Origin of the sequence: Flavobacterium sp. N1736 (assembly GCF_025947065.1) — a bacterium.
Classification (GTDB): Bacteria; Bacteroidota; Bacteroidia; order Flavobacteriales; family Flavobacteriaceae; genus Flavobacterium.
This window is the reverse complement of sequence record NZ_CP109994.1, coordinates 3,089,756-3,112,834: the sequence shown is the minus strand read 5'-3', so window position 1 is coordinate 3,112,834 and position 23,079 is coordinate 3,089,756. Positions and strand designations below refer to the sequence as shown.

The 23,079-nt window shown below is 30.7% G+C and carries 21 protein-coding genes; all 21 read left to right on the top strand.

Annotated features, from left to right (window positions below; all coding sequences use genetic code 11):
- Positions 1-162 precede the first annotated feature (162 nt).
- From OLM54_RS13250 to OLM54_RS13150, 21 genes are read left to right on the top strand one after another with little or no spacing between them, the layout of a single operon-like run.
- Positions 163-1,446, top strand: a complete 1,284-nt coding sequence (locus OLM54_RS13250) for a nucleotide sugar dehydrogenase (protein ID WP_264535089.1) — start codon at positions 163-165, stop codon at positions 1,444-1,446.
- 31 nt (positions 1,447-1,477) lie between these two features.
- A complete protein-coding gene (locus OLM54_RS13245) occupies positions 1,478-2,485 on the top strand; it encodes a mannose-1-phosphate guanylyltransferase (RefSeq protein ID WP_264535088.1) in 1,008 nt (335 codons plus the stop codon).
- A 10-nt stretch (positions 2,486-2,495) separates the two neighbouring features.
- Positions 2,496-3,542 (top strand): dTDP-glucose 4,6-dehydratase, encoded by a 1,047-nt coding sequence (gene rfbB / locus OLM54_RS13240; protein WP_264535087.1) that lies wholly within the window; start codon positions 2,496-2,498, stop codon positions 3,540-3,542.
- A gap of 55 nt (positions 3,543-3,597) precedes the next feature.
- Positions 3,598-6,033, top strand: coding sequence for an SLBB domain-containing protein (locus OLM54_RS13235; RefSeq protein WP_264535086.1), 2,436 nt, complete (start codon positions 3,598-3,600; stop codon positions 6,031-6,033).
- An 8-nt stretch (positions 6,034-6,041) separates the two neighbouring features.
- Entirely contained in the window at positions 6,042-7,106 is a 1,065-nt protein-coding gene (locus tag OLM54_RS13230) for a Wzz/FepE/Etk N-terminal domain-containing protein (RefSeq protein ID WP_264535085.1), read from the top strand.
- Between the two features lie 59 nt (positions 7,107-7,165).
- Entirely contained in the window at positions 7,166-8,176 is a 1,011-nt protein-coding gene (gene pseB / locus OLM54_RS13225; RefSeq protein WP_264535084.1) for a UDP-N-acetylglucosamine 4,6-dehydratase (inverting), read from the top strand.
- A complete protein-coding gene (gene pseC / locus OLM54_RS13220; protein WP_264535083.1) occupies positions 8,177-9,376 on the top strand; it encodes a UDP-4-amino-4,6-dideoxy-N-acetyl-beta-L-altrosamine transaminase in 1,200 nt (399 codons plus the stop codon).
- Complete coding sequence (gene pseG / locus OLM54_RS13215) at positions 9,357-10,385, top strand: UDP-2,4-diacetamido-2,4,6-trideoxy-beta-L-altropyranose hydrolase (protein WP_264535082.1); 1,029 nt, start codon at positions 9,357-9,359, stop codon at positions 10,383-10,385. Before pseC ends, pseG begins: the two co-directional genes overlap by 20 nt.
- Positions 10,379-10,846 carry a GNAT family N-acetyltransferase gene (locus OLM54_RS13210; protein ID WP_264535081.1) on the top strand — a complete coding sequence of 156 codons (468 nt, stop codon included), beginning with the start codon at positions 10,379-10,381 and terminating at the stop codon, positions 10,844-10,846. The genes pseG and OLM54_RS13210 overlap by 7 nt, the downstream gene beginning before the upstream one ends.
- Positions 10,843-11,895 (top strand): pseudaminic acid synthase, encoded by a 1,053-nt coding sequence (pseI, locus tag OLM54_RS13205; RefSeq protein WP_264535080.1) that lies wholly within the window; start codon positions 10,843-10,845, stop codon positions 11,893-11,895. The genes OLM54_RS13210 and pseI overlap by 4 nt, the downstream gene beginning before the upstream one ends.
- A gap of 6 nt (positions 11,896-11,901) precedes the next feature.
- A complete protein-coding gene (gene pseF, locus OLM54_RS13200) occupies positions 11,902-12,615 on the top strand; it encodes a pseudaminic acid cytidylyltransferase (RefSeq protein WP_264535079.1) in 714 nt (237 codons plus the stop codon).
- Positions 12,608-13,555, top strand: coding sequence for a Gfo/Idh/MocA family protein (locus OLM54_RS13195; RefSeq protein WP_264535078.1), 948 nt, complete (start codon positions 12,608-12,610; stop codon positions 13,553-13,555). The genes pseF and OLM54_RS13195 overlap by 8 nt, the downstream gene beginning before the upstream one ends.
- A 1-nt stretch (position 13,556) precedes the next feature.
- Positions 13,557-14,846, top strand: coding sequence for a DegT/DnrJ/EryC1/StrS family aminotransferase (locus OLM54_RS13190; RefSeq protein WP_264535077.1), 1,290 nt, complete (start codon positions 13,557-13,559; stop codon positions 14,844-14,846).
- On the top strand, positions 14,846-15,817 hold the full coding sequence (locus tag OLM54_RS13185) for a CDP-glycerol glycerophosphotransferase family protein (RefSeq protein ID WP_264535076.1): 972 nt from the start codon (positions 14,846-14,848) through the stop codon (positions 15,815-15,817). Before OLM54_RS13190 ends, OLM54_RS13185 begins: the two co-directional genes overlap by 1 nt.
- Positions 15,807-16,346, top strand: coding sequence for a GNAT family N-acetyltransferase (locus tag OLM54_RS13180; protein ID WP_264535075.1), 540 nt, complete (start codon positions 15,807-15,809; stop codon positions 16,344-16,346). The genes OLM54_RS13185 and OLM54_RS13180 overlap by 11 nt, the downstream gene beginning before the upstream one ends.
- Positions 16,343-17,473 carry an N-acetyl sugar amidotransferase gene (locus OLM54_RS13175; RefSeq protein WP_264535074.1) on the top strand — a complete coding sequence of 377 codons (1,131 nt, stop codon included), beginning with the start codon at positions 16,343-16,345 and terminating at the stop codon, positions 17,471-17,473. The genes OLM54_RS13180 and OLM54_RS13175 overlap by 4 nt, the downstream gene beginning before the upstream one ends.
- Positions 17,470-18,096 (top strand): imidazole glycerol phosphate synthase subunit HisH, encoded by a 627-nt coding sequence (gene hisH, locus OLM54_RS13170; protein ID WP_264535073.1) that lies wholly within the window; start codon positions 17,470-17,472, stop codon positions 18,094-18,096. The genes OLM54_RS13175 and hisH overlap by 4 nt, the downstream gene beginning before the upstream one ends.
- Before the next feature lie 6 nt (positions 18,097-18,102).
- The gene (gene hisF, locus OLM54_RS13165) at positions 18,103-18,969 is read left to right on the top strand and encodes an imidazole glycerol phosphate synthase subunit HisF (RefSeq protein ID WP_264535072.1); all 867 of its coding nucleotides are present in this window, start codon (positions 18,103-18,105) and stop codon (positions 18,967-18,969) included.
- A complete protein-coding gene (locus OLM54_RS13160; protein ID WP_264535071.1) occupies positions 18,966-20,219 on the top strand; it encodes an N-acetyl sugar amidotransferase in 1,254 nt (417 codons plus the stop codon). The genes hisF and OLM54_RS13160 overlap by 4 nt, the downstream gene beginning before the upstream one ends.
- Before the next feature lie 4 nt (positions 20,220-20,223).
- A complete protein-coding gene (locus OLM54_RS13155) occupies positions 20,224-21,537 on the top strand; it encodes a hypothetical protein (RefSeq protein ID WP_264535070.1) in 1,314 nt (437 codons plus the stop codon).
- A 2-nt stretch (positions 21,538-21,539) separates the two neighbouring features.
- Positions 21,540-23,078 (top strand): lipopolysaccharide biosynthesis protein, encoded by a 1,539-nt coding sequence (locus OLM54_RS13150; RefSeq protein WP_264535069.1) that lies wholly within the window; start codon positions 21,540-21,542, stop codon positions 23,076-23,078.
- Position 23,079 lies beyond the last annotated feature (1 nt).

The window sequence follows — 23,079 nt, the reverse complement described above, 5'->3', positions numbered from 1 at the left end:
GTAACATTTCTTTATGATTCTGTAAGAAACAATATTGAATAAATAGGCTTAATGTATTATATTTGCCAAAAATGATTTTAGGGTGCCTGTGTCAAAATTTGTGACTCAGGGTAGCGAAGCTATGAATTATGATGATCAAAGATGATAAAAAAATAAGAAAAAATGGATGAAAACATAAAAATTGCCATAATAGGTTTGGGTTATGTAGGTCTTCCTTTAGCCAGATTATTTGCAACAAAATATACTGTTGTAGGTTTTGATATAAATGAATCAAGAGTAGCCACTTTAAAATCAGGTACTGACACAACATTAGAGGTTGATGATGATGTTTTGCAAAAAGTATTAGTTTCTAATCATGATACAGAAAAAGGATTATACTGCACCACTTCTTTGAACGATATTGCAGATTGTAACTATTTTGTAATAACAGTTCCAACTCCTGTTGACAAAAATAATCGTCCGGATTTAACGCCTTTATATAAATCTAGCGAATCAGTTGGAAAAGTATTGAAAAAAGGAGATATTGTAATCTATGAATCAACAGTATATCCGGGAGTTACAGAAGAGCAATGCGTTCCGGTTTTAGAACAAATTTCAGGATTAGAATTTAACGTAGATTTTTTTGCCGGATATTCACCTGAAAGAATAAATCCAGGAGACAAAGAACACACCGTTGAGAAAATTTTAAAAGTAACTTCAGGATCAACTCCGGAAATAGGACAAAAAGTCGATGCTCTTTATAAATCGGTAATTACAGCAGGAACTTATTTAGCACCAAGTATAAAAGTTGCCGAAGCAGCAAAGGTTATTGAAAATTCACAACGTGATATTAATATAGCTTTTGTAAATGAGCTGGCTAAAATATTCAATTTGATGGGAATTGATACGCAAGAAGTATTAACTGCGGCCTCAACAAAATGGAATTTTTTGCCTTTTAAACCAGGTTTGGTTGGTGGACATTGTATTGGTGTTGACCCTTATTATTTAGCACAAAGAGCACAAGAATTTGGATATCATCCTGAAATAATTTTAGCGGGAAGGCGTTTAAATGATAGTATGGGAGAATATGTAGCCTCTCAAGTAGTAAAACTGATGATAAAAAAAGGAATCTCTGTTAATGGAGCTGAATTATTAATGCTTGGAATAACTTTTAAAGAAAACTGTCCTGATGTTAGAAATACAAAAATTGTAGATGTTGTAAAAGCACTAACGGAATATGGTATCTCAGTTACAATATTTGACCCGCTTGCTAATGTAAATGATGTAAAAAAAGAATATAATTTAATAACTATTAATAATATTCCAGATAATAAATTTGATGCAATTGTTCTAGGAGTTTCTCATGCAGAATTTTTAGAATTAAACTTTGCTGAATTGCAAAAATCAAATAGTTTATTATACGATGTAAAAGGTGTTTTGGGGACTATAGCTGATAACAGATTGTAGTGCTTAAAAACCTTTTTTTATTTAAAGAAAAATGGAAAAAAATAATTCAATAATACATGTAATTTTAACCGGTGGCGTTGGCAGCAGGTTGTGGCCACTTTCTCGTAAGAGTCAACCGAAACAATATCTGGAGATATTTGAAAATAAATCTTTATTTGAAATGACGGTAGATCGTAACAGCCATCTGGCAAATAAAGTTATGGTCGTGGGAAATGTAGATAATCATCATTTAAGTGGTAAAGTGATGGATAAAACTCAAACTGCTTATGTTAATATTGTTGAAGCCACACCAAGAAACACAGCTGCAGCAATTGCTTTTGCGGCATTTGCATCAGACCCTAATGATATATTAATTGTAACACCATCTGATCATATTATTGATAAAATGGAAAATTACAATCAAGCTATTAGTGAAGCAATTTCTAAAGCACAAGATGGTTTTATTGTGACATTCGGAATTATTCCAACCAAACCGGAAACTGGTTATGGCTATATAGAATCAAAAGGGGATAAGGTAGTATCATTTAGAGAGAAACCAAACGAAACTACAGCAAAAGAATTTATTGCAAAAGGAAATTTTTTGTGGAACAGTGGAATGTTTTGTTTTAAAGCAGGAGTATTATTAGATGAATTAAAACAATTCCAACCAGATGTTTACGAAAAATCGAAAGCAGTTTGGGAAACAAGTAAAGACGGTTTTTTAGATTTAAATTTGTCATTAGAAATTCCATCAATTAGTATAGATTATGCTGTGATGGAACGTAGTAAAAAAATAAAAGTAGTTCCGGCATCATTCTCATGGTCAGATTTGGGATCATTTGAATCCGTTTATGAATATTTGGTTTTAAAAAACCATCCAATTGATAAAAATGGTAATATGGTTATTGGCACCGGAAAGCATACAACTTTTCTAGGGCTAAAAAACACTATTTTTGTTTACACAGATACAGCAAATTTAATTTTGCAAAAAGAAAACTCACAAGATGTAAAGGACATTTATAATGAGTTGGAAAAAATAAATTCAGATTTATTACATTAATTAAAAATAAATGAAAAAAATTCTTATAACGGGAGGTGCTGGTTTTATTGGTTCTCATGTAGTTAGACGTTTTGTAAACAAATATCCTGAATATCAAATATTCAATTTAGATGCTTTGACATATGCTGGAAATTTGGAAAATATCAAAGACATAGAAAATCAATCGAACTATACTTTTATAAAGGGAGATATAGTTGATGAAGCTTTTATTAATGAACTTTTCTCTGAACATAACTTTGATGGAGTTTTGCATTTAGCTGCAGAATCGCATGTAGATCGTTCTATCGAAGACCCTTTAGCATTTGTTAAAACCAATGTAATTGGCACAATGAATTTATTAAATGCTGCAAAAAATCAATGGAAAGGCAATTTTGAAGGTAAACGTTTCTACCACATAAGTACAGACGAGGTTTATGGTTCTCTTGGAGCTGAAGGACTTTTTACAGAAACTACTTCTTATGACCCAAACTCCCCATATTCTGCCTCAAAAGCAAGTTCTGATCATTTTGTAAGAGCGTATGGCGAAACTTATGGTTTACCTTATGTTTTAACTAACTGTTCAAATAATTACGGATCATACCATTTTCCAGAGAAATTAATTCCTCTTTTTATAAATAATATTATAAATAATAAGCCGCTACCCGTTTATGGTGATGGAAATTATACTCGTGACTGGCTTTTTGTTGAAGATCACGCAATTGCAATAGACTTAGTTTTTCACGAAGGAAAAAATCATGAAACCTATAATATAGGAGGCTTTAATGAATGGAAAAATATTGATTTGGTAAAATTATTATGCCAAATTATGGATCAAAAATTAGGAAGAATTGAAGGTAGTTCTCAGGAATTGATTACTTATGTCAAAGATAGACCAGGACACGATTTACGTTATGCTATTGATGCTTCAAAAATTAATAAGAAACTAGGGTGGAAACCTTCTGTTACTTTTGAAGAAGGTTTAGAGAAAACAATTAATTGGTATCTTAACAATGAAGAATGGTTACAAAACGTAACTTCGGGATCTTACAAAGAGTATTATCAAAAACAATATTCATAATAAAAATAATTTATATTTAAATCAGCTCTGGCTGAAAAGAAATAATAATTCAAACATGAAAAAAATAACATACGTTCTTACTCTGTTTTTTATTTTATCAATGTCTTTGAGCGGAAATGCTCAAGATTTACTGAAATCAAAAGATTTAAGTACGTTACAAGTAGATTATTTATCGAACAATGACTTAGCAAAAATTAGTGCTCAATTAAAAAGCAATAATACAACAATTGATCAAGTAGAATCGATGGTTTTGTCAAAAGGTATGAGTCAAAGTGAGTTTAATAAACTAAGAAGCAGACTTACCCAATTTGAGAAAAAACAGCCTAAAAAGATAGATTCCGAAGATAGTAAAGCAAAAGCAACAGATAAGAATTCTGATTTTGGAAGAAAACAAGAACAAATTAAAAATGAGAAGGTTAAAGATTCTGCTAATGCCTTGATTTTTGGATCTGAATTATTTGATAATCCAACTTTAAATTTTGAGCCAGATTTAACATTACCCACTCCTATGAATTATATTCTAGGACCTGGAGACGAATTACAAATTAGTGTTTTTGGAGTCCAGGAATATAATGCAAGTATACCAGTAAGTGTTGAGGGAAAAATTACAATTGATTATGTTGGTCAAATTGCAGTTTCAGGAATGACGATTGAAGCAGCAACTCAAAAAATAAAAGCTGCTATTGCAAAAGTTTATAGCACAGTTCGATCTGGGCAATCTCAAGTTAGTGTAAGCTTAGGGCGAATCCGAACGATTAAAGTAACTATTATTGGTGGGAAACAACCGGGAAATTATTCTATTTCATCTTTAGCTACAGTGTATAACGCATTGCATTTAGCAGGTGGGCCAGGAAAAAATGGAAGTTATAGAAATATTGAATTAATTCGAAACAGCAAACTTTACAAAAATATTGATATTTATAAGTTTTTAGTTAAAGGTGATCAATCTGATAATGTTAGTTTGAAGGATAATGATGTAATTCGAATTCCCGCTTATAGTCAAAGAGTAACAGTAGATGGCGAAGTAAAAAGACCAGGTATCTTTGAAATGAAAGAGGGAGAAACTTTTTCTGATTTGTTAAGTTTTGCATCTGGATTTAATGAATTTGCTTATACAGCATCAGTAAATGTGACGCAAAAGACTGGAAAAGAATTTAAAGTTCACGATATAAATGAGAGTGAGTATAATTCTTATGTACCACAATCCGGGGATGTTTTTAAAGTAACCAAAATATTAAACCGCTTTGAAAACCGTATTAAAATCGATGGGGCAGTTTTTAGACCAGATTATTACTCTTATAATGAAGGAATGCGAATTTCTGACCTTATTACTAGAGCAGAAGGGCTTACAGAAGATGCTTATACAAAAAGGGCTCGAATTATTCGTTTAAAAACCAATTTAACCACAGAAATTGTGAATATTGATTTAGGAGCAGCATTATCAGGAGATTTAAATGCTGATATAGAGCTGAAAAGAGAAGATATTGTAACGGTATATTCTATTCTGGATTTTAGAGAAGAATACAAAGTTACCATTGATGGAGAAGTGAAAAATCCAGGTGAATATGAATATTTTGAAAATTTGACGTTAAATGATTTAGTTGTGCAAGTTGGAGGTCTAACCGGATCTGCTTCAAAAAGAGTAGAAATCGCTCGAATGGTAAAATCTGATGCAATAGATGATGATGACCCAAAACGTGTTGAATTGATAGAACTTGAAATTACAGCTGATAATAACGAACAAGTTAAGAATTTTATTTTAAAACCTTTTGATGTTATTAATATACGTAGGATAGCAGTATATGAAAAACCTCAAATGGTTATTGTTAGTGGTGCTGTTGGTTATCCGGGTAAATATGTTTTAGCAAATAAAAAAGAAACAGTTTACAACGTTGTGATGCGAGCGGGCGGATTAACATCGATAGCAAATTTAGATGGAATGAAAATTAAAAGACCAATCAAACAAGAACAAATAGAAAAATTAGAAAGTATTGATTTGAATTTGTCTAAAAATGATACCTTAAATGATAAGCTTACTAAAAGATTAACTGAAGAATTAAAGTATGCTACAATTCCGGTTAATTGGGAGAAAATTGTAAAAGATAAAAATCATTATTCAAATGTTACTTTGTTTCCTGGTGATGAAATTGAAGTTTCAATTTATAATGAAGGCGTTAAAGTTACAGGAAATGTATTGCTGACATCTGAAATTCCATACAGAAGCGGAAAAGGATTTAAGTATTATATAAATTCTGTTGGAGGTGTAGATAATAAAGGATGGAAGAAAAAGGCATATATTATATATCCTAACGGAAAAGCAGACGTTACAAAATCATTTTTATTCTTTAGATCTTATCCAAAAGTAACGCCTGATTCTCAAATCGTAGTTCCTGAAAAACCAGAAACTAAAAAAATGAGCACTGGTGAATGGGTTAGTATAGGAAGTGTATTAACCAGTTTGGCATTATTAATTGTTACAGCTTTTAAATAAAATACTTAATGGATAATAACTTTATTGAAAATGACGAAATATCGTTAAAAGAATTAATAATTAAAGCTAAAGAGTGGTATTCTTACTTAAAGTCCAAATGGAAAATTATTGTTTTAGCAGGAATAGTTGGAGCTTCTTTAGGATTAACCTACTCTTTTATAAAAAAGCCAATTTATACAGCAACCTTATCATTTGCATTAGAAGATGAAAAAGGAGGAGGTGGATTAGGTGGTGCATTAGGACTAGCGAGCTCATTTGGATTAGATTTGGGTGGCGGAGGTGGCGGAGTCTTTACAGGTTCTAATTTAATGGAGTTGTTCAAATCTAGATCAATGGTAGAGAAAACATTATTATCACCTGTTAATGTAAAAGGGGAAATTATATCATTAGGAGAGATGTACATTAAAAATAATGAGTGGAGAGAAAAGTGGAATGATGATCCAAAATTGTCATCTATTAAATTTCTTCCAAATGATAATCGTCAGAAATTTACACGAATACAAGATAGTATATTGGGAGTGATGTACAATAATTTATCTAAGTCAGGATTAACTGTTGCACAGAAAGATAAAAAAGTTTCAATTATCAATATTGACGTTTCTTCTACAGATGAACTTTTTGCAAAATATTTTTGTGAAGCATTGGCTAAACAAGTTTCGGATTTTTATATTGATACAAAAAGTAAAAAAGCAAGAATAAATATGGCAATTTTGGAACGCCAAGTAGATTCTATCAGAAATGAGCTCAATAGTGCTATAACAGGAGTAGCAGTTGCAAATGATAATACTTTTAATCTTAATCCAGCACTGAATGTTCGTCGTACGCCATCAGCTAGAAGGCAAGTCGATGTCCAGGCTAATACAACAATATTAGCTGAGTTGGTCAAACAGACGGAACTAGCTAAAGTTACTTTGCGTAAAGAAACTCCTTTGATTCAAATAATTGATAGGCCAATTTTGCCCCTGCCTAAAGAAAGATTTGGAAAACTTAAAGGATTGATTGTAGGTGGTTTTTTTGCCGGATTTTTAATTGTTTGTGTATTAGTTATAAGAAGAATCATAAAAAAAATATAGATTAGTAGAGATTGGTAAAAAAGTTATAATTAAATAATATTTCAGAAAATAATATAAATATGAATCTTATAAATAAAACAATTTTAATAACTGGTGGAACAGGTTCTTTAGGGAAAGCACTTACTTCTCATATTTTTAAAAACCATTCCAATATTAAAAAGCTTATCATTTTATCTAGAGATGAACAAAAGCAGTTTCAAATGGCTCAGGAATTTCCTGAAAAACAATTCCCTCAAATTCGGTTTTTGTTGGGAGACGTTAGGGATGAAAAAAGATTAATTCGGGCATTTCAAGGTGTTGATATTGTTATTCATGCGGCGGCAATGAAGCATGTACATTTAGCAGAATATAATCCAGATGAATGTATAAAGACAAATGTTGGAGGTGCGCAAAATGTTATACATGCTGCTTTACAAACCAGTGTTAGTAATGTTGTTGCATTATCAACAGATAAAGCTTGTGCGCCAATTAACTTATATGGTGCTACAAAATTAACTTCAGATAAGTTATTTGTAGCTGCTAATAATATTAAAGGCACTAATCCAATTAAATTTTCAGTTGTTAGATATGGTAATGTAATGGGGTCAAATGGATCAGTAATTCCTTTTTTCATGAAAAAGAAGTTGGAAGGTAAATTGCCAATAACTGATGCGGCAATGACCCGTTTTAATATATCATTGCAGGGAGGAGTTGATATGGTAATGCATGCAATTGAAAATGCATGGGGAGGAGAAATCTTTATTCCGAAAATACCATCTTACAATATTACAGATGTTGCAGAAGCAATTGCTCCTGAATGTAAATTGGATATTGTAGGGATAAGACCTGGAGAAAAAATCCATGAAGAAATGATCACATCTTCGGATTCTTATAACACATACGATTTAGGGAGATATTATACCATACTGCCTTCTATTCCAAATTTTAATTTGGATGATTTTAAAGTTACTTTTAACGCTAGAAAAGTTGAGAAAGGTTTTACTTACAACTCGGGCACAAATACTGAATGGGAAACTGTCGATAGTTTAAGAGAACTGATTAAAGAACATGTAGATTCAAATTTTGAATAAATGATTGATAAACTTATACCTTATGGTCGTCAAAACATTACAGAGGAAGATATAAATGCCGTAATAGCAGCACTGCAATCTGATTACTTGACACAGGGACCAAAAATAATCGAGTTTGAGAAGGCTTTCGCAAATTATGTGGGAAGTAATTATGCTGTTGCAGTTTCAAATGGAACTGCTGCATTACATTTATGTACGCTTGCATTAGATGTAAAAGAAGGTGACAAAGTGATTACAACACCAATTACTTTTGCAGCTTCAGCTAATTGTGTTCGTTATTGCGGAGGAGAAGTTATCTTTTCAGACATTGACCCAGAAACTTATCTTTTAGATATTCATAAAGTTGAGAAGTTATTAAAAGATTCACCAGAAGGGGCATATAGTGGAATTATTCCGGTGGACTTTGCTGGAAGAGCGGTAGATTTAGAAGCATATAGAAAATTGGCTGATGAGTATGGCTTGTGGATTATTGAAGATGCTTGTCATGCTCCCGGAGGATATTTCAGGGATTCTAATGACGAGTATCAAAATTGTGGTAATAGCAAGTTTGCAGATTTAGCTATTTTTTCTTTTCATCCGGTTAAACATATCGCTTGTGGTGAAGGAGGTATGATAACAACAAATGATGAAAGTTTATATAAAAAGCTTTTAGAATTACGAACTCATGGAATTACTAAAAATAACCTTGATTTTACTAATTCTAGAAATTTTGCAAATGGATCAGATAGCGAAGAGAATGTTTATCCAGCTTGGTACATGGAAATGCAAACTTTAGGCTTTAATTATAGATTGACTGATTTTCAAGCAGCTTTAGGTTTAAGTCAATTAGACCGAGCTGATGAAGGATTATTAAAAAGAAAAGAAATAGCGTCAATCTATAATAAAGCATTTTCAAATAAATCTTTTGTGAAAGGACAATCAGGTATGGTTGATGGTCATGCTTATCATCTTTATATTATTGAAGTGGATGATCGTTTAGGATTATATAATTACCTAAGAGGGAATAACATATTTGCTCAAATCCATTATATACCATGTCATTTGATGCCATATTATAAGCAATTTGGATGGAAAGAAGGAGATATGCCAAATGCAGAAGCATATTATAAGGGATGTATTAGTTTGCCAATGTTTCCAACTTTAACATTTGAAGAACAAAATTTTGTAATAGAAAAAATTAATGAGTTCTACAAAAAATAGGGTATTATTTAGAGCAGATGGGAATAGTAAGATAGGTTTGGGTCACGTTATAAGGTGTATTGCATTGGCTCAAATGTTAAAAAATGAATTTGAGTGTTTTTTTGTAATTTATCGTCCAGCTAAAGAGGTTATTCTGATTTTGCAAAAGTTTGGAAAGATTATTTCTTTATCAGAATCAAATGAATTAGTAGAATTTGAAAAATCATTAAATAAAAATGATATAGTTGTTATTGATGGCTATACATTTGATGAAGAATATATAGGTGCAATAAAAAAACAAATCAAAAAAATTGTCCAAATAGATGATTTTGCACATGGTTATTTTAGTTCAGACTTAGTTATAAATCATGCCAATAGTAATTTAATTTATAGATATAATGTAAGTCCTAATACAAAGGTGTTATGCGGATTTGAATATTTAATTCTTAGAGAACAATTTTTGAAAATAGCAACAAAAGGAAGTAGGGAAATTTCAAAAGTTGATACTGCCTTTATTTGCATGGGAGGAGCTGATCCGACTAATATAACGCTTAAAGTTATCCAGAGTTGTATTCAAGCAGATTTTATTAAAAAGGTAATTGTGGTTACAGGTGCAGCTTACATACAGGATAATCAGTTAAAGATATTTATTTCAAAGAATTCACAAATAAATATTGTTCATCATACAAATATAAATGCTGAGCGTATGATAGACTTAATTGAAGCTGCAGAAATATGCATATGTCCTGCAAGTTCTATTTCTTTGGAAGTTTGTTGCGTTAAGTCTGGTTTACTTACTGGAATTACAGCTGATAACCAAAAATTAATTCATGAACAATTAATAGAAGGGAATTATGCGGAGACTGTTGGGGACTTTAATTCAGTTAGTATAGGTGATATTGTTTTGAAATTAAATAAAATCAACAATTTATCTTATATAAATAGTTTAATTAAAAATCAGTCAATATTTGCTGATGGAAAATCAGGTGAAAGAATTTTAAATGAATTTAAAAAACTTGAAAAATGTTAAAATTTAGAAAAGCAAATATTGACGATGTAGAATTATTTTTTAATTGGGCTAATGATACTTTAGTGCGGAATAATTCATATCAAAAAGAAAAGATTATTTATGAAGATCATGTGAAATGGTTTGGTAATCAGGTTAAAAACGATGATAATTATTTTTATGTTTTTTTAAATGAATTTAATATACCAATTGGACAAGTTAGAATTAGTAAAAGCGAAAATAATAAAGCAATAATTGGATTAATGGTAGATGCTGAATTTAGAGGTAAAGGATTTGCAAAGGAAATGATCGAAAAAGCATCGGAAGATTTCTTGTCTCAAAATTATACTTTTACAATATTAGCCTATATTTTTAAGATAAATAAATCGTCTTTTAGAAGCTTTACAAATGCAGGTTATAAATTTTTAAAAGAAGAAATAATAAAAGAAATTCCGAGTTTTATTTTATATAAAAACAAACAATGAGAAGAGATATTAAAATTGGTGATATCACAATTGGTGATTATCACAAACCTTTCATAATTGCAGAAATGAGTGGTAATCATAATCAGTCATTAGAAAAAGCTCTTGAAATTATTGATGCAGCAGCTTCGACAGGAGCGCATGCAATTAAATTACAAACATACACTGCTGATACATTAACCATAGATGTATCTCATGATGAATTTTCTATTAAAGATCCTAATTCATTATGGAAAGATAGAAATCTTTATGAATTGTATCAAGAAGCTTATACCCCTTGGGAGTGGCATAAGGCTTTATTTGATAGAGCAAAAGAAAAGGGAATGATGTGCTTTAGTACTCCATTTGATAATACTTCTGTTGATTTTTTAGAAGAATTGGGTGTCGAAGTTTACAAAATAGCTTCCTTTGAAAACAATCATCTTCCTTTATTAAGGAAAGTTGCTAAAACTGGAAAACCTGTAATTATGTCAACAGGAATTTCGAGTTTAGCGGATATTGAAGTTGCTGTAAAAACATTAAGAGACAATGGTTGTGAAGATTTGGTACTTTTAAAGTGTACTAGTACATATCCAGCTTCTCCAGAAAATACAAATATCAAGACTATCCCACATATGGCCGATTTGTTTGACTGTCATGTTGGACTTTCTGATCACACGTTAGGAGTAGGGGTTGCAGTAAGCAGCGTTGCATTAGGGGCAAGAGTTATCGAAAAACATTTTACAATTGATAGATCCGAAGGAGGAGTAGATTCTGCATTTTCTTTAGAGCCTGCTGAATTTAAAATGTTGGTAGAAGAATCGGAGAGAGCTTTTCTGTCTATTGGAAAAGTTAACTATGGGATAATGGAAGTAGAGAAAAAAAGTAAAATGTTTAAACGTTCAATTTATATTGTTCAGGATATGAAAGAAGGAGATATTTTTACTGAAGAAAATATTAGAATAATTAGACCGGGATTAGGGCTCGAGCCTAAATATTTTGACATAATAATAGGAAAAAAAATAATTAAAGCCGTAAAAAGAGGTACTGCATTATCTTTTGATTTAATATAAATATTTATGAAAAATTGTCTTGCGATAATTACCGCACGTGGAGGAAGTAAAAGAATTCCACGAAAAAATATCAAGAATTTCTTAGGTAATCCTATCATCAAATATTCTATAGACGCAGCATTACAAGCTGGTTGTTTTACCGAAGTAATGGTTTCTACGGATGATGAAGAAATTGCTACGCTGGCACTTTCTTTAGGAGCGAAAGTACCATTTATGAGATCTAATGAAAATTCTAATGATTTTGCTACAACTGCTGAGGTAATTACAGAGGTGTTAGAGATGTATAAAAAAGCTGGTCAACATTTTGATTATGCTTGTTGTATTTACCCTACAGCTCCTTTTGTTACAGACTTTAAATTACAACACGCTTATAAAATGCTAATTGAAAAGAATGCAGAAACAGTCGTTCCAGTTGTAAGTTTTGGTTTTCCAATATTAAGATCCTTAAAAATGGAAAACGGCTTGATTAAGATGAATTGGCCAGAGTATATAAGCACAAGATCACAAGACTTGGCGCCAGCATATCATGATTGCGGACAGTTTTATTTTATACAGACTGATTTATTTCTGAAAAACAAAAAGCTATTTTCTGATAATTCAGTAGGATATGAAATGCCTGAGTCAGAAGTGCAGGATATCGATACCGAAGAAGACTGGAAAGTTGCCGAAATAAAATATTCTTTTCTTTTGGAAAAAAATAAAGGAAAAGCAAATGTATAAAGTTTTGGTTATTGGTTGTGGTAATATTGGAGCTCAGTACGACATTAACAATAACGAAATACAAACTCATGTTAAGGCTTGGTGCTTAAATGAATTAACAACTGTTTCGATTTTTGATATTGATCAAATTCTTGTAACTAAAGTTGCTGAACATTATAAGTGTGAAATAGTGAGCAATATTTCGATAGATACTCTCTCCAAATTTGATATTGTAAGTATTTGTACTCCAACTTTTACTCATTTTAAAATTTTGAGTGATGCTTTAGATGCTGGTGTAAAAACAATAATTTGCGAAAAACCAATTTCGAATTCGATTGAAGAAATGATTCAATTAAAGGAGCTCTATAAAAATAGTCATTCGAAGATACTTGTGAATTATATGAGAAGATTTCAACCTAGTTTTTTGAATCTTAAATCATTCATCCATAGCGATTTACGTGTAGAAAAATTAACAAATATTTCTATTAGATATCAAAGAGGCTTTGTTAATAATTGCAGTCATGCAATGGATTTGTTAGAATTTCTCACTAATAAAGAAATTAGACTTGATGAAATTAAAATTCATAACGAAGTTTTTGACCAATTTGAAAGTGATGCTACATTATCATTAATGGCATTTTGGAATAATGCTAACTTGAATATATTAGGGCTTGGGGATGTGTTATTTTCTCATTTTGAAATAGATTTATATTTTAAAACCCACAAAATTTTAATTAAAAATGCAGGAAATGATATTGAAATTTATAAATCGGAAGATGGATCTACGTTTCTTTTGCCCCTTATACTTCAAGAAGGTCTTAGTAAAAAAGATTGCTTAAAAAATTATATGGTACCTGTAACCAATCATGCCACCGAATTGATAGAAAACTCTAAGCTAGAAGATAATTTTATTAACTCAATCAACTTAAATTTAAAAATGTTAAACTACAAAAATAACTAATATGTCAAAGTTAGCTATAAACGGAGGCAAGGCCATAAGAACAGAGCTGTTTCCAGCATATAATACTATTGGACAACAAGAAAAAGATGCGGTAATGAAAGTCTTAGATACTGGAAATCTTTCGCAGTTTTTAGGTGCATATCATAGCGATTTCTTAGGTGGTCCTACTGTAAAAGCATTTGAGGCAGCTTGGGCAGAAGCTTTTAATGTAAAACATGCAGTATCTGTTAATTCAAACACTTCCGGTTTATTTACAGCTATGGGAGCTATTGGGATTCAACCAGGTGATGAAGTTATTGTTTCCCCGTATTCAATGTCTGCAAGTGCTATTGCACCACTTTTATATGGAGGAATTCCGGTTTTTGCAGATATTGACCCCATTACTTTCTGTATTTCTCCTGAAAGTATTAAAAAGTGTATAACACCTCGTACTAAAGCTATTTTAGTGGTACATATATTTGGACATCCTGCTGAGATGGATTCCATTATGGCTCTTGCAAAAGAACACAAATTATTTGTTATTGAAGATTGTGCTCAATCACCAATGGGTAAATATAAAGGTAAAAATGTAGGAACTATTGGTGATTTAGGTATTTTTAGTTTAAATTATCATAAACACATTCACACAGGTGAAGGTGGAGTAATTACATCTAATAATAGTGAGTTAGTAGATAGATGTCAGATGATAAGAAATCATGCAGAAAATGTTGTAGGACCAAAAGAAATTAAGGACTTGACAAATATGATTGGATTTAATTATCGTATGACAGAAATTGAGTGCGCTATTGGTATAGAACAGTTAAAAAAATTACCGAGCTTATTAGAAGAGAGGTTAAAGAATGTTGCGTATTTAAATGCAAATTTAAGAGGAATACAAGGATTGGAATTACAACCAGAAGTAAATGACGGTTCAGTTCATACTTATTATGTGCATCCAATAAAATATGATAAGGATTTGATTGGAGTAGGCAGAAACACTTTTGTCAATGCATTAAAAGCAGAATTACCATCAGCAATTTTAAGAGAAACAGCACCTTTAATTGGTACAGGTTATGTAATGCCAATTTACTTGCAGCCAATTTATCAACAGAAAGCAGCTTGGGCATTTGAGCATCATTTAGCTGATAAAAATATAAGCTATCCAAAAGGATTATGTCCAATTACAGAACAAATGCACTTTGAAAGACTCTTTACTCATGAGTTTATGCGTCCAGGAATGACAATGGGCGATATGAATGATGTAGTGAATGCTTTTCAAAAAGTTTTGGAGAATATAAATGAATTGAGGTAGTGTTTAAAGATAAACTACAAGGAAGAATACTTGTAATATTTAGTGATCCTGGAGGAGCGAAGCCTTGTTTATCTATTTGTGAAAGCATTGATGCACTAGATCTACTGATCATTTCAGATAGAGAATATGTATTTTATAATGATTTTAAATCTAAAGTTAAAGTAGTAAAACGTAGCAATGAGATTATTAAATATATAGATGAATTTAAACCTGATATAGTATTTACGGGAACATCTTATACCTCAGATTTAGAAAAAAAAGCAATTGATTACTCAAAAAAGAAAGATATTTTTACTATTTCATTTGTTGATCATTGGACTTCAATATCAGATAGATTTTTGACCAAGGGAGGAATAAATTTTCCTAGTGAAATTTGGGTTTTAGATGAAAGAGCAAAACAAATTGCAATAGAAGAAAAAATTGCTAAAAGCAAATTGTTTGTAGCAGGAAATCCATACCATGTCTGGTTAAAAAATTGGAAGCCAAAAATAAATAGAATGCAATTTTATAGCAATTTGCACCTTGATGAAACTAAAAAAATGATTCTATTTGCTCCAGACCCTCTTTCTAATGTTAATGGAATTGAAAAATTTGGTTTTGATGAGTTTGTTGCTTCAAGGAAAGTAAGAGAGTGTATTACAGAAGCCGATAAAAATTTTAAAGACACATATCATTTTTTAATTAAAATGCACCCAAACCAATCTGTAGAAAAGCTTGTAGAAATATTTGAAGACAAGAATAACTTTACTATTTTACCATTAGATGTGGATACGAATCAAAGCATTTATTTTGCGGATATTATTATGGGTTTTTTCTCTTCGTTATTAATAGAAGCAAATATCATGAATAAGCCGATAATAAGATTTTTAGATAATCACCTTAATAATGATCCATTTAAGGGGTTAAATATAGGTGTAGAAGCTAATAGTGAAAATCTAGTAAGTAATATAATACATTTAGATGAATACTGATTTTTTTTTAGAAGGAGAAAATATCTATTTGCGATCACTTAACCTAAATGATATAGATGGTAATTATTCTCTATGGTTAAATGACTCAGAAATTACAGCTTTTAATTCTCATGGCAGATTTCCTATGACAAAAGAAAAATTGTCAAGTTATATTGACTATTCAAGGTCATCAAAGAATGATCTAATATTAGCTGTTGTGGATAAAATAACTCTTAAACATATTGGGAATATTAGTCTTCAAAATATAAGCTGGCTAGATAGAAATGCAGAAATCGCATTTTTACTCGGAGATAAAACTTTTTGGGGCAAAGGCATTATGTACGAAGCAGGAATATTATTAATTAATCATGGCTTTAAGACTTTAAACCTTCACAGAATTTATTGTGGGACTTCAAGTGAAAATTCTGGAATGCAAAAATTGGCGGTGAAGTTAAAAATGAAGAAAGAAGGACTTAGAAAAGAAGCGATTTTTAAGCAAGGACAATACTATGATATTGTTGAATACGGAATTTTAGCAACAGAGATATGAAATATTGTAAAAAATGTTTGCAAGTAGATACTCGCCCAGGTACAAAATTTGATGACAAGGGTATTTGTCCGGCTTGTAATTATTTTGAAAGCCTTAAAACGGTCGATTGGGATGAAAGGCGCAAGGAATTAGATGATATTGTAGCTTTTGGAAAAGCCAATGCTCAATCGGGTTATGATTGTATTATAGGCGTTAGTGGTGGTAAGGATAGTACACGACAAGCTTTTTTTGTAAAAGATGTATTAAAAATGAATCCACTTCTAGTTAGTCTAGGTTATCCTCCTGAGCAAGTTACACAACGGGGTGTTGACAATGTTTCGAATATGATTGCTCATGGATTTGATTGTATTTCAATTAATCCAAGTCCACAGGTATGGAAAAAATTGATGAGGAAAGGTTTTTTTGAATATACAAACTGGGCAAAATCAACTGAACTTGCTTTATTTAGTAGTGTTCCACGCCTTGCTATCGCTTATCAAATACCCCTAATTTGGTGGGGTGAAAATGCAGCATTACAACTTGGCGATTTAAATGTAATGGGAAAAAATGGCAGTGACGGAAATAATCTTCGTAAAATGAATACTTTAGGAGGAGGAGATATTACATGGCTGCTAAACAATGAAATTAAAAGGCAGGATATCTTACAATATAATTATCCGTCAGAAAAAGAAATGGAAGATGCGAACTTACGTATCACATTTCTTGGATATTTTTGGAAAGATTGGTCATTGTTAGATAATGGTAACTTTTCAGCATTAAGAGGATTAGATATTAGAAATGAGTCGCCAAAAGATATAGGTGACCCACTGGGAATAACTTCTCTGGATGAAGATTGGGTTGGTTTAAACCAAATGATCAAATATTTAAAATTTGGATTTGGACGTATCAGCGATTATGTGAATGAAGACATTCGTTTAGGACGAATGACACGCAACGAAGCTATTGAGTTAAATAAAAAATATGATGGAGCTTGTTCTCCGAAATACATCAAGAGTTTTTGTGATTACATAGATATTACTGAAAAACAATTTTGGGAAAAAGTTGATCAATCAGTGAATAAAGATTTATTTGAAAGGGATGGAGAAAATAGATGGGTTCCGAAATTTGAAGTAGGAGTTGGCTTATGAGTTTAAAACAAAACATAGTAATAGTTGATTATGGAGTTGGTAATACTAATTCCGTTTCAAATGCAATAAAGTATATTGGGTATAACAAGTTAGTTATATCTGATAATGAATCTGTAATTAAAAACGCTGATGTCCTTATATTGCCTGGTGTTGGTGCGTTTGAAGAAGCAGCGAATAATTTAAGAGCTAGAAATCTTGATCTCATTTTAAACGAACAAGTACTTGAAAAAAAGAAACCTATCTTAGGAATTTGTGTTGGGATGCAATTAATGGCAACATTATCAGAAGAAAATGGCATCCATAAAGGATTAAACTGGATTGAAGGGAAAGTTAAAAAATTACAACTTCCCAAAGAATTTGCTGTTCCGCACGTTGGGTGGAATGATGTAACTGTAAATAATGTTAAACCATTATTTGATAGAAACGTAGATAACTCTAATTTCTATTTTGATCATAGTTATTATTACGATTGTGATCCAGCCTATGTAAGTGCATATTGCGATTACCATATTAAAGTAACTGCTGCAATTCAGAAAGATAATATTTTTGGTGTACAGTTTCATCCGGAAAAAAGCCAGACAAATGGTTTGAAATTATTTAGAGATTTTTTTAACTCAATTTAAAGTATAGTGCTAAAAAAAAGAATCGCTGCAAGTTTGATCGTAAAAGATGGGATTGTAGTTCAGAGTATCGGTTTTAAAAAGTTTTTGCCTGTAGGTAAACCTGCTATCGCTATTGAATTTTTAAATCAATGGGGCATCGATGAGATTATATTATTAGATATTTCGGCAACAAAAAATAACTTGGAGCCTGATTACGAAATGATAAAAAATGCAGCTTTAAAATCTCACGTTCCATTAACAGTTGGAGGCGGAATTAAAAATGTAGATCAAATGAAAAAGCTAATGCATTGTGGTGCAGATAAAATTGCACTTAATTATGCAGCCTTAACAAATAAAGATCTGATTTCAAAAGCAGCACATATATTTGGTGATCAATGTGTAGTTGTGTCAATAGATGTGATAAAAGACAATGGAGAATATAAAGTATTTGATTATATAAATAACAAAATTTTGGATATTTCGGTTGATCAAATTGCATCTGAGTTTCAAAGCCTTGGTGCGGGAGAAATCCTGATTAATTCTGTTGATCGTGATGGCTCTTATTTGGGATACGATATTGATTTGATTAATTCAGTTTGCAATGTTGTTACTGTTCCGGTAATTTGTTGTGGGGGTGCTAAAAATGCAAAAGATTTTATTAAAGTTTTTGAAGAAACACATGTTTCAGCCGCATCGGCCGCCAATTTTTTTCATTTTACTGAGCATAGTGTAAATGTTACAAAATCAATTGTCAAAAAAGACATAGATATTAGATTAGAAACCTTTGCAGATTATAGCGATTCTAGTTATGATGAAAATATGCGTCTAAATAAAAAATCAGATAAGGTCTTAGAAAATATGTTATTTATTAGAATAGAAAAAGAAACTATATGAGATATTGTACGCGTTGTCTATATCCCGAGAATCATCCTTTAAATATTGTATTTAATGAAGATGGTGTGTGCAGTGGATGTGTTGTGCATGAAGAGAAAGATGAATTAGATTGGAATGAGCGTTTAAACAAGCTCAAAAGCATTCTTACTACTTACAAAAATACTTCAGAGAATAATTATGATTGTATAATACCAGTAAGCGGAGCTCGTGATTCATTTTTTATTGTTCATACAGTTAAAAATGTTTTAGGAATGAATCCCCTTCTGGTTACATATAATAAACATTATAATACCGATACAGGAGTTAGAAACTTAGCAAAACTTCGTATGCAGTTTGATTGTGATATCATGACTCTAACAGTTAATCCAGAATCTGTTAAAAAAATAACTAGAGCAAGTATTCGAAAAATGGGAAGTATTTATTGGCATTGCTTAGCAGGACAAACTGTTTATCCTGTTCAGGTAGCTGTAAAATTTAAAATTCCTCTTATTATTTGGGGTGCTCATCAAGGTGTAGATCAAGTTGGTATGTTCTCTCATCTTGATGAAGTAGAAATGACTCGTAAATACAGGAAAGAGCATGATTTGATGGGGATTGAGGCAGAGGATTTCATTGGCGAGTTTGATGGCATTACTGAGCAAGATATTGTTCAATATAAATATCCTGATGACAAAGAAATTGAAAGGATAGGTGTTAGAGGGATTTATCTTAATAATTATATTCGTTGGGATACTAAAGCGCAGCATGAAGAAATGATTAAACTTTATAATTACGAAAGTAAAGAGCAAACAAGAACATTTGATTCATATAATGATGTAGATTGTTACAACTATTCTGATGTTCATGATTACATCAAATTTTTAAAACATGGATATGGAAAAATAACCGATCATGTTTCCAGAGAAATTAGGTTAAGAAGAATGACCAGAGAACAAGGTTTGGAAATGGTAAAGAAATATGTAACGAAGACTCCAGAAAATTTAGATAAATTTCTTGAATGGATTGGGATTTCATTAAATAGTTTTAATTATTTGATAGATCAGCATAGAAATAAAAAAATGTGGTCACGAAATGATAATTGGGAATGGGAATTAAATAATGAATATTTACTCTCTGAAAATAATGATATAAATAGGCTGGAACAATTTGAAGAATTTTCTGAGTTTGTCATTACGCCGACTTATTCTTCTACCGATAATAAAATTAATTATATCCTAATTGGTAAGGGTATTTCTTTTCCTATATATTAATTACATGAAAGAGTATTTTTATTTTGACTATCTTTTGCAAAAAGTAAAATATGCAAATTTGCTTGAATATGAATTAAATAGACGAATTTATTATTATGGTCAGCATTTCAAAAATAGTTTTGAAACTACAACAAATAAAAAGACATTTAAGAGAAACGCTCTATTACAAAGCGGATATTTTTTGTATAAGAAATTATTAAAAGGAAGTAATAAACAAAAGCCAGCTATTATTTCTAGTGTATATTTTAATTTTGGAAACGATTTGAAAGAATCAGGTTATCAAGTTTATGGTATACCGTGGACTTTAACTAGAGAAGTTTCATTGATTAAGTTGACTGAATTTATTAAAATAAATTTTTTTTATAAGAAGTTAACATCTTGTAATTTTAATACTTTAATCTCTGAAAAATTTCAAAAAGAGATTTATGATATCAGTATTCTAATTGATAGTGTTTTAGTAAGAGAAAAGGTTAAAGCAGTTTTTATACCGCAAGATGTTGGTTTTTTCGAAAGACTTTTGATTCAATTGTGTCAAAAAAACAATATCCCAACTTTTTTAGTATTACATGGTTCGGCTTTAAGGTATGGTAATACAATCAATGACAATAAAACGGATTATTTGTGTGTATTTGGAGAGATTCTAAAAAACAAACTTGTAGAATCAGGGTTTAATCCTGAAAAAATTTTGATAACAGGGCATCCTGTATATTCAAATTACACAATTCCTAATGATCTGAAATTTGATTTTTCAAACATTCTTGTTATTTCAAAAGCAATGCCAGGTCAACCTGTAGAACAAGTTGATAAATTAAAAGGAAGAGCAAGAGATACAAATAGACTAAAAGATAGAGGAAATTCACTCTTATATTTATTGTTTATTAAGAACGCTTTATTATCTGTGGGAATTAAGGGTGCAACTTTAAGAGTCCATCCATCTGAGAACTCAGAGTGGTATTTGAATTTCCTAGGTTCAGATTTTTTTGAAATAGACAAATTATCATTTACCGAAACACTAAAAAAAGCATCTCTCGTGATAGGGCCAAGTTCATCTTTTTTTCTTGACGCATTATATGCAGGTGTAAATTATACTATTTTTGAACCATTATATGATGATGGTCTTGATATTCTCAATGACCCAGTAGGTCATCCATTTGACGGAAGTGATAAAAAAATACCAGTTGCCCAAAACGAAAACAAACTAAGTGAAATTTTGAAAAATAAAGACAAAGTTGATTTATCAGTGCTTAAAGATTTTGTAAAACCACAATTAAATCTAAATATAATAAAAACGATAATACAAAATCACGAAAAGCATTAATTATGTCTGCATTTATTAAAATATACCTTTGGCAAATATTATCGTTGATTAGTGGATTTGCCACATTATTTATTGTTACCCCTTTTTTAGCTACAAATGCTTATTTGTTTGGTGTTTACTCAATAGTTACATCACTGTCTTTATTCTTAACATATGCTGATGTTGGTTTTTTAAGTGCAGGTGTAAAATATGCTAGTGAGTGTGTTGCTAGAGAAGAACGTGATGAAGAAATAAAAATAATAGCGTTTGTTACTTTTGTTTTAACCATTTTTGTATCAATAATCGCAATAATTACAGTAGTTTTTGCTTGTTATCCTCATGTTTTAATTAAGAGTTTGTCTGATAAATTTTCAGAGCATATCGCAAGTGTTCTTTTACTTGTATTTGCTTTATCCACGCCTGTTTTAATTTTACAGCGTAGTGTACAAATTATATTTAACATTCGACTAAAAGACTATCTCTATCAGAGAATTTTTACAACAGCAAATCTTGTCAAAATTTCGTCTGCGTATTTTTTTTTTGGGAACGGAAAATATATGCTGATAGAGTACTTTATCTTTACTCAAATAATTGGACTAATAGCTGTAATAATTACATTATACTTAGCACGAAAGATTTTTAATTATGATTTAACTAAATATTTTAAATCTATTAAATTTTCAAGAACGATATATAACAAGACTAGAAAATTAGCGTTCAGTAGTCTTTTTGTTACAGTATCTTGGATTATTTTTTATGAAATTGACCTTATTGTCATTGGGAAGTTTATTGGTCCAAAAGCTATAGCTCTTTTTAGTTTATGTCTGTCAGTAACAGTGCTTTTTAGATCCTTACACTCTATTTTCTATAATCCATTCATTGCTAAGTTCAATCATTATATAGGCAAAAAAGATTTCAAGTCATTTAGTGAAGCTTTTTATAAAATATTAGTCTTGGGATTACCTATCTCAGTATTCCCAACTTTAATTGTCGTTCTTACAATTAAGAGTTTTGTTTTTTCCTGGGTTGGACCAAGTTATAGTTCCATGATACCAATTGTGAGTGTACTATTAATTATATATATATTTAATTTTATTTCTAATCCTGCAAGTATTGCAATAGTAGCATTTGAAAAAATAAAAAGTATTTACATTATAAGTGCAATAATGCCTATAATTTATTGGGTTGGTATTGTTTTTTCTTATAGATATTTTGGATTGCAATCATTTGCGATTTTTAAATTATTAGCAATTATAATATCTACTGTAGTGTATTCATTTTTGGCAGTAAAATTATTAAAAATTGACTATCAGAAATTTCTCATAAGTAATATCATTCCAGTAATGTTTGTTTCAATTATATTATATCTGTTAATTCACTATACACAAGAATTTCTTCCCTATAGCAAAGGTTCTTTCGAACTCTTCAAATATACTCTTGCTTGTGCATGCTATCTGCTATTTGCTATTGTATTATATTTTTTATTTTCAAATGAGTTTAGAGAAATAATAAAATCTTTTATGATGAATTTGATAAACATGTTAAAGGCTAAAAAAGGTTAGA

Bases quoted from the DNA above. Each gene is read 5' to 3' on its own strand.
- pseF (WP_264535079.1), top strand. From the start codon at position 11,902: ATGAAAAATTGTCTTGCGATAATTACCGCACGTGGAGGAAGTAAAAGA.
- OLM54_RS13190 (WP_264535077.1), top strand. From the start codon at position 13,557: ATGTCAAAGTTAGCTATAAACGGAGGCAAGGCCATAAGAACAGAGCTG.
- OLM54_RS13150 (WP_264535069.1), top strand. From the start codon at position 21,540: ATGTCTGCATTTATTAAAATATACCTTTGGCAAATATTATCGTTGATT.
- pseG (WP_264535082.1), top strand. From the start codon at position 9,357: ATGAGTTCTACAAAAAATAGGGTATTATTTAGAGCAGATGGGAATAGT.
- OLM54_RS13230 (WP_264535085.1), top strand. From the start codon at position 6,042: ATGGATAATAACTTTATTGAAAATGACGAAATATCGTTAAAAGAATTA.
- rfbB (WP_264535087.1), top strand. From the start codon at position 2,496: ATGAAAAAAATTCTTATAACGGGAGGTGCTGGTTTTATTGGTTCTCAT.
- OLM54_RS13195 (WP_264535078.1), top strand. From the start codon at position 12,608: ATGTATAAAGTTTTGGTTATTGGTTGTGGTAATATTGGAGCTCAGTAC.
- pseI (WP_264535080.1), top strand. From the start codon at position 10,843: ATGAGAAGAGATATTAAAATTGGTGATATCACAATTGGTGATTATCAC.
- OLM54_RS13175 (WP_264535074.1), top strand. From the start codon at position 16,343: ATGAAATATTGTAAAAAATGTTTGCAAGTAGATACTCGCCCAGGTACA.
- OLM54_RS13155 (WP_264535070.1), top strand. From the start codon at position 20,224: ATGAAAGAGTATTTTTATTTTGACTATCTTTTGCAAAAAGTAAAATAT.
- OLM54_RS13210 (WP_264535081.1), top strand. From the start codon at position 10,379: ATGTTAAAATTTAGAAAAGCAAATATTGACGATGTAGAATTATTTTTT.
- pseC (WP_264535083.1), top strand. From the start codon at position 8,177: ATGATTGATAAACTTATACCTTATGGTCGTCAAAACATTACAGAGGAA.
- OLM54_RS13235 (WP_264535086.1), top strand. From the start codon at position 3,598: ATGAAAAAAATAACATACGTTCTTACTCTGTTTTTTATTTTATCAATG.
- hisH (WP_264535073.1), top strand. From the start codon at position 17,470: ATGAGTTTAAAACAAAACATAGTAATAGTTGATTATGGAGTTGGTAAT.
- OLM54_RS13250 (WP_264535089.1), top strand. From the start codon at position 163: ATGGATGAAAACATAAAAATTGCCATAATAGGTTTGGGTTATGTAGGT.
- OLM54_RS13160 (WP_264535071.1), top strand. From the start codon at position 18,966: ATGAGATATTGTACGCGTTGTCTATATCCCGAGAATCATCCTTTAAAT.
- pseB (WP_264535084.1), top strand. From the start codon at position 7,166: ATGAATCTTATAAATAAAACAATTTTAATAACTGGTGGAACAGGTTCT.
- OLM54_RS13245 (WP_264535088.1), top strand. From the start codon at position 1,478: ATGGAAAAAAATAATTCAATAATACATGTAATTTTAACCGGTGGCGTT.
- OLM54_RS13180 (WP_264535075.1), top strand. From the start codon at position 15,807: ATGAATACTGATTTTTTTTTAGAAGGAGAAAATATCTATTTGCGATCA.